At 64.1% G+C, this 6,433-nt stretch carries 5 protein-coding genes and 1 pseudogene; 4 read left to right on the forward strand and 2 right to left on the reverse strand.

Annotation, left to right across the window (positions count from 1 at the left end; all coding sequences use genetic code 11):
- Nucleotides 1–260: 260 nt before the first annotated feature.
- Together ACLP4W_RS26785 and ACLP4W_RS26790 are read left to right on the forward strand one after the other, a co-directional pair.
- Entirely contained in the window at nucleotides 261–1,016 is a 756-nt protein-coding gene (locus ACLP4W_RS26785; RefSeq protein ID WP_442390403.1) for a TylF/MycF/NovP-related O-methyltransferase, read from the forward strand.
- Between the two features lie 125 nt (nucleotides 1,017–1,141).
- Nucleotides 1,142–1,359, forward strand: a pseudogene (locus ACLP4W_RS26790) (glycosyltransferase); the annotation flags it as partial.
- A gap of 345 nt (nucleotides 1,360–1,704) precedes the next feature.
- Here ACLP4W_RS26790 and ACLP4W_RS26795 read toward each other — a convergent pair.
- Nucleotides 1,705–2,511: a GAP family protein gene (locus tag ACLP4W_RS26795; RefSeq protein WP_442390407.1), complete on the reverse strand. Its 807-nt coding sequence runs from the start codon at nucleotides 2,509–2,511 to the stop codon at nucleotides 1,705–1,707.
- A gap of 307 nt (nucleotides 2,512–2,818) precedes the next feature.
- Complete coding sequence (locus ACLP4W_RS26800; protein ID WP_442390404.1) at nucleotides 2,819–2,986, reverse strand: hypothetical protein; 168 nt, start codon at nucleotides 2,984–2,986, stop codon at nucleotides 2,819–2,821.
- A gap of 464 nt (nucleotides 2,987–3,450) precedes the next feature.
- Here ACLP4W_RS26800 and ACLP4W_RS26805 point away from each other — a divergent pair, with 464 nt between their 5' ends.
- Nucleotides 3,451–4,716 (forward strand): glycosyltransferase, encoded by a 1,266-nt coding sequence (locus ACLP4W_RS26805; RefSeq protein WP_442390405.1) that lies wholly within the window; start codon nucleotides 3,451–3,453, stop codon nucleotides 4,714–4,716.
- Between the two features lie 450 nt (nucleotides 4,717–5,166).
- The gene (locus ACLP4W_RS26810) at nucleotides 5,167–6,429 is read left to right on the forward strand and encodes a glycosyltransferase (RefSeq protein ID WP_442390406.1); all 1,263 of its coding nucleotides are present in this window, start codon (nucleotides 5,167–5,169) and stop codon (nucleotides 6,427–6,429) included.
- Nucleotides 6,430–6,433 lie beyond the last annotated feature (4 nt).

Below are 6,433 nucleotides of genomic sequence, written 5' to 3' on the forward strand. Positions count from 1 at the left end.
TCGGGTATCGACGAATCAGTGAATGCGACACGCCAATAATTCTGACTACATATCTAAGCCGGTTCACAGCCCTCTGTCCAGCTCAGGGATCAGATCACGCCCGAAAGCCGTCGTAACTTCGGACTAGCACAAGCATATTGAAGTAAACATCCGAACACTCTGGCGATCTGATCTTGCAAAACTCCGAAATACGGCGTTAATGAGAACCTAAACTCGTCGGCGGTAGTACTGGCATGCGAGATAGAGGCGGTTGCGACTGTGTGACTGATCTCGACGTTCGATCTCTGTACCTCGACCTGATCCGACGCAACCTCACCAGATACGGGATGCGAGAGCGAATGCCCGTGGGGTGGCCACTGCGGCGACGCCTCCTTTTCAAAACTCTCAGGCGGATGGGCGCACGCTGGCCGGCGGAGGCCGAGACGATGATTGGAATGGAGAGACTCACCAGTCTGCAGCGTTGCGTTGAGACGGTACTGGCTGACGACATCCCCGGCGATCTCGTCGAATGTGGAGTGTGGCGGGGAGGGGCTTGCATCCTGATGCGCGCGGTCCTGGCAGCCTATGGCGATGAGACGCGATGCGTTTGGCTAGCCGATTCGTTCGCCGGCCTGCCACGCCCGGACGCGGCAACGTACAAAGCAGATAAAGGGCAAAGAGGGGATCTCTTTGCGGGCATACTGGCGGTGTCAGAAACGGAAGTCAGAGAGAATTTCCAGCGCTACGGCCTGCTGGATGACCAGGTCCAGTTTCTTCCTGGCTGGTTCAAGGACACCCTGCACGATGCTCCGATCGATCGCATCGCTGTATTGAGGCTTGATGGCGACCTCTACGAATCCACGATACAAGCGCTCGACGCGCTCTACCCGCGACTGTCCCCCGGGGGTTTCTGCATCATTGATGACTACCGCGCGCTCAAGTCGTGTCGGCAAGCTGTCACCGACTACCGCGCGAAACATGGAGTTTCCGCGGAGATCGTGGACATCGACTGGACTTGTGTGCTGTGGCGCAAGTAATGAACGCCTCTGCAGTCGAAACCAATCGGCGAACGTCCAGCCGACAGTCGAACCAGGGACAATGACCGATGCCTCTGACGTTGCGTACGCGTACGACGACGACTGAAAGGCAAGAGATCTCCGCGATGAAATTTGTGCTGAGATTTCATGGAACTCATGGCGATGTCAAGCCCGGCGTCGCTGTCGGCCGTGAGCTGTTGCGCCGCGGGCATGAAGTGCGCCCGGCGGTCCCGGCTGGCCTGGCCGGCTTCATCGAGTCGGTTGTGCTTGCGGCGGTCGCTTACGAGCCGGATTGCGGAGGTGGCAGGATGTGCACCGCGACCTCTTCTCCGAACTAAATCGCATTTGACTGTTGAGTTCGTATTCTGTTGTTTCAGAACCGATTTCGATGTCCTGGTGGGTTGACGGTACGTCCGGGGTGTCGGTGAAGCCGGCGATGCCGAGTTGTACGGCCTTGCTGCGGCTGGAGCGGATCTGGTCCATCTGGGCGAGTTTGGCATCCGCGCCGGCGAGGCGAAACCGGACCAACGGAAACGTCAGTAGATTCTCATGTCACCGGTCCCATCCACTGATTCAGGCATTCGCGGTCTCTCGGAACCAAGATGACACGGCATTGCAAAGTGACCACTGCGCCACTTTTCAGCCCGGAACGGGCGCCGCACCAGGCAGCCGGGCTCTAGCCACCAGCTCAGACGCTGCCCACGCCGTAGGCCACCAGCGAGACCCCACCCACTGTGAACATGGCTACCAGGATCTGCCGACGGTGAGCCAGCGCCCAGTCGTGCAGCGGTCGCAGTACCACTAGGGTTTTCGCCGGCGTGGCCAGATAGCTGACGAGGGTGATCTCGACAACCGCATACATCCCGACGACGAACGCGATGGCGGCGCTGACCTGCGTGCCGATCGCGGCTCCCGAGGCCACGATCGTGGTGTCTACGAATACAACCAGCAGCGGTGGCGGCGTGGTTCCGAGGCCGAGTACCAACGCGACCCACAAGGATCCGTTGTCCCACGCATTGTGGGCGCGGCCGAGCAGCCGCCGGATTGCAGATCCGCCCTCCGTCGCCGCATCCTGCGCGCGGCCCTCCAGCCACGAGATTGCGGTCGGTGTATTCGGGTCCAGCACCAGGGTCGGCGTGTTGCCGTCCGGTGTCGGCAGCCGCGCCCGCTGACGCTGGCGCGCCAAGAAGCGCACTGTCATCAGGGCTGCGATCGATAGCGCGAGTACACCCATGCCGAGTTCAATGTGCCGGACGGTGGAGCTCGCGGTCGTGGCCGGGGTGGCCAAATCTTGCGCAAAAGATGTAAACGTTGGTGTTAAGTGCAGCGCCATCAGCGGAACCAGCAGGCACGGGACGTTCACTATCAGGCAGCCGACCCAGTAGGCGAGCAGGTTTTGCACGGGTCGTGGCCGGGAGATCATGAGAAGGACGACGCCGAGAAGCATCGGATTGAGCGCCACCAGAAGCGCCAATCCCAGCACCGGGCCCCACATGGCCGGAACACTACCCGGTGGGCTAGCCATGCGTGGAGCAAAGACACCCACGGAAACGTCCGTAGATCCGCGACGGTCCAAAACGTAAGCAGGACGCGGCGTTGCGCCCAAACCTCAGCCCAGCGAAGATGCCGTCGAAAACCTTGCGCTCCGCGCGCCATGGCTGGCCGGACCGGTTCGCGGTGCGTGTCCTTGACGCCCAGGACGCCGAACAGTAGCCGGTGCGCGACTACCTGGTCCGGGCCAAGGCCACCACCATCGCACTCACCGCGACCCAATTGCCGGCCCTGCGCGAGGCGCGGTGGAACTAGGTGCGCCGCATGGTGAGCTCTTGCTGAGCGATCGCCTCCAAGGCCGCGCGAACCAACCCAGGAATCCGGACTCGGGAAAAGCGGTCGCGGGCGACGGGATCTACCTCAGCTTCCCCGGCCTCGGGGACCGCCTCGCCGCCCGCGTCCCCAGCGAAATCGGTCACCACACAGAGCAATTTGACACGCCGAACGCGCTGCAACGCTAAGCCGGCACCACCCCGGTAACCCGAAGATCCGGCCGCAGCGAACTGGTCATCGCCCGCTAGCCGGCACACAACCGCTACCTCGGCGTGGCCGTGCACCGCAGCAGGAGGATCGCGTAGTCGCGGACACCTGCGGGATCGCTGTCGCAGCTATCGGGCAGCCGCTGCACCTCGTTGCCGTGATCGTCCTCGGGACACCGGTGTTGTGACCCTCGGGCGGCGTGACATACCTCGCTCGCGTCCCGGAGCCCCGTGCTCCGCTACCAGTCGCCGCCGCCTACGAACGTCGCTGCGGTCGGGACCAACGGCGAACGATCAGCCGAAGCCAATTGGCGAACGCCCAGCCGACGGGCGAAGAACCAGGGATACTGACCGATGCCCTGACGTTGCCTACGCGTACGACAAGTGAAAGGCTAGAACCGGCGATGAAATTTGTGCTGGCATGCTATGGAACTCGCGGCGATGTCGAGCCCGGCGTCGCCGTCGGCCGTGAGCTGCTGCGCCGCGGGCACGAACTGCGCACGGCAGTCCCGCCTGACATGGTTGGCTTCGTCGAGTCGGCTGGGCTTGCAGCGGTCGCCAACGGGCCGGATTCGCGGCGGTGGCAGGGCGTGCATCGCGACCTCTTGACGCGTTTCGCCCGCTTCTGGAAGATCCGGGATCTGATCAGGTTGGGGCGCGAAGATTGGGAGCTGTTTACGCAGTGCTGGGGGGAGACCAGCGCGACGCTGAAGTCGCTGGCGGAGGGGGCCGACCTGCTGCTAACGGGCGTGATTGGCGAGGAGCCCGCTGCCAATGTCGCGGAGTATTACGACATTCCGTTGGCCACGCTGCATATGTTCCCGATGCGGGCCAACGGTCAGCTCGTTCCGATGCTGCCGGCGCCGTTGGGCCGCGCCGCAATCACGGCGTCCGAGTGGCTGGGTTGGCCCATGGAGAAGAAGCTCGAGGACGCGCAGCGCCGTGAACTGGGCCTACCAAAGGCAACGGGCCCCGCGTCGCGTCGGATCGCAAAGCGCGGATGGCTGGAAATCCAGGCCTACGACGAGGTGTGCTTTCCCGGGCTGGCAGCCGAATGGGCGAAATTCGATGGTCGACGCCCCTTTGTCGGCGCGCTGACGATGGAGTTGCCAACGGATGCCGATGAGGAGGTCGCGTCGTGGATTGCCGCGGGAACACCGCCGATTTTCTTCGGCTTTGGCAGCATGCCGGTCGAATCTCCGGCCGACACGATCGCCATGATCGGCGCGGCCTGCGCGCAGTTGGGCGAGCGGGCGTTGGTTGGCGCCGGCTTGAGTGACTTCAGCAACGTCCCCCGTTTTGAGCACGTCAAGGTGGTGGGCACGATGAATTACGCGGCCGCCTTCCCGGCCTGCCGCGCGGTCGTGCACCACGGTGGCGTGGGCACCACGGCTGGGGGCTTGCGCGCCGGAGTCCCGACGTTGATCCTTTCGAGGGGGGGCGATCAGACGCTCTGGGGAGCTCGGGTCAAACGATTGAAGGTGGGCACCGCTCAGCGCTTGTCGAGCACTACCGAGAAATCGCTGGTCGCGGATCTCCGTCGCATCCTTGCCCCGCAATACGTCACCCGGGCCCGCGAGATCGCCACCCGGATGACCAAACCCGCCGAAAGTGTTGCGGCCGCCGCCGATCTGCTGGAAGATTTCGCCCGCCTGCGGCGTGTTGGCTGATCGGTGACGGCGGGCGGTCGGGATGATCGGCGCCGACCGCATCTGGTCGATTGCCTCGGCGTGGGTTGATGGGATCGCCGCCGGGCTGGAGAAAAACTCGCCACCGATGCACGACATGATCGATCGCCGCGTGCGGGCGTCTCCGGCACGGCTTCGCCCGCAGTCAAACCGGCGTGCACGGCGGCCGGCTCTCCTGCGCAGTGCAATACGGTGTTCTCTTGCCGATATGCTGGTTGCTGATTGCATCCCCTTGGGTTGACAGCGGCTGAAGGACAGTCCCGGGGCTCTCCCGCGGCGGTCCGGTGTTGTCGGCCGCTTGCTCATAACTTCTGGATTTCAGGTCGATAGCGCGGGTATCGGGTTAAACTGCCGGGCGGCTGAGCCAGGGGCGCGAGGCTGCCGCCTTCATTCCGCAGAACGCGCACGGGAAGTGAAAGGCCAGGATCCGAGATGAAATTTGTGCTGGCAAGCTGGGGAAGTCGCGGCGATATCGAGCCCTGCGTCGCTGTCGGCCGTGAGCTGCTGCGCCGCGGGCACGACGTGTGCGTGGCAGTCCCGCCCGACCTGGTTGGCTTCGTCGAGTCGGCTGGGCTTGCCGCGGTCGCCTACGGGCCGGATGCGCGGGCCATTCTGGACGCGCACCGCAACTTCTGGACACGTTTCTTCCGCAACCCCTGGAGGATCCAGGATCTGATCAGGTTGCGGCGCGAAGTTGAGGAGCCCGTTATCCAGCGCTGGGGGGAGATCAGCACGACGCTGACGTCGCTGGCAGACTGGGCCGACCTCCTAGTCACCGGCGTGAATTTCGAGCAGCCCGCTGCCAACGTCGCGGAGCATTACGCCATTCCGTTGGCCACGCTGCATACCTTCCCGATGCGGGCCAACGGCCAGCTCGTTCCGATCCTGCCGGCGCCGCTGGGCCGCTCCGCAATTACGGTGTTCGAGTGGCTGTCTTGGCGCATGTCAAAGAAGCTCGAGGACGCGCAGCGCCGTGAACTGGGCCTACCAAAGGCAACGGGCCCCGCATCGCGTCGGATCGCAAAGCGCGGATGGCTGGAAATCCAGGCCTACGACGAGGTGTGCTTTCCCGGGCTGGCAGCCGAATGGGCGAAATGGGATGGCCAACGGCCCTTTGTCGGCGCGCTGACGATGGAGTTGCCAACGGATGCCGATGAGGAGGTCGCGTCGTGGATTGCCGCGGGAACACCGCCGATTTACTTCGGGTTTGGCAGCATACCCGTCGAATCTCCGGCCGACACGCTCGCCATGATCAGCGCGGCCTGCGCGCGGTTAGGTGAGCGGGCGTTGGTTTGCTCCGCCGGGACTGACTTCAGCCACATCCCCCATTTCGAGCACGTCAAGGTTGTGGGCGCGGTGAATTTCGCGGCCACCTTCCCGGCCTGCCGCGCCGTCGTGCACCACGGTGGCACGGGCACCACCGCCGCGGGCCTGCGCGCCGGGATCCCCACGTTGATCCTTTCGACGGACCTCGATCAGTCGCTCTGGGGAGCTCGGATCAAACGGCTGAAGGTGGGCACTGTCCGGCGCTTTTCGGCCACCACCGAGAAATCGCTGGTCACGGACCTCCGTACCATCCTCGCCCCGCAATACGTCGCCCGGGCCCGCGAGATCGCCACCCGGATGACCAAACCCGCCGTCAGCGTTGCGGCCGCCGCCGATCTTGTGGAAGATTTCGCCCGCCTCAGTCCTTGATGAC

This window comes from Mycobacterium sp. (assembly GCF_052145595.1).
Classification (GTDB): Bacteria; Actinomycetota; Actinomycetes; order Mycobacteriales; family Mycobacteriaceae; genus Mycobacterium.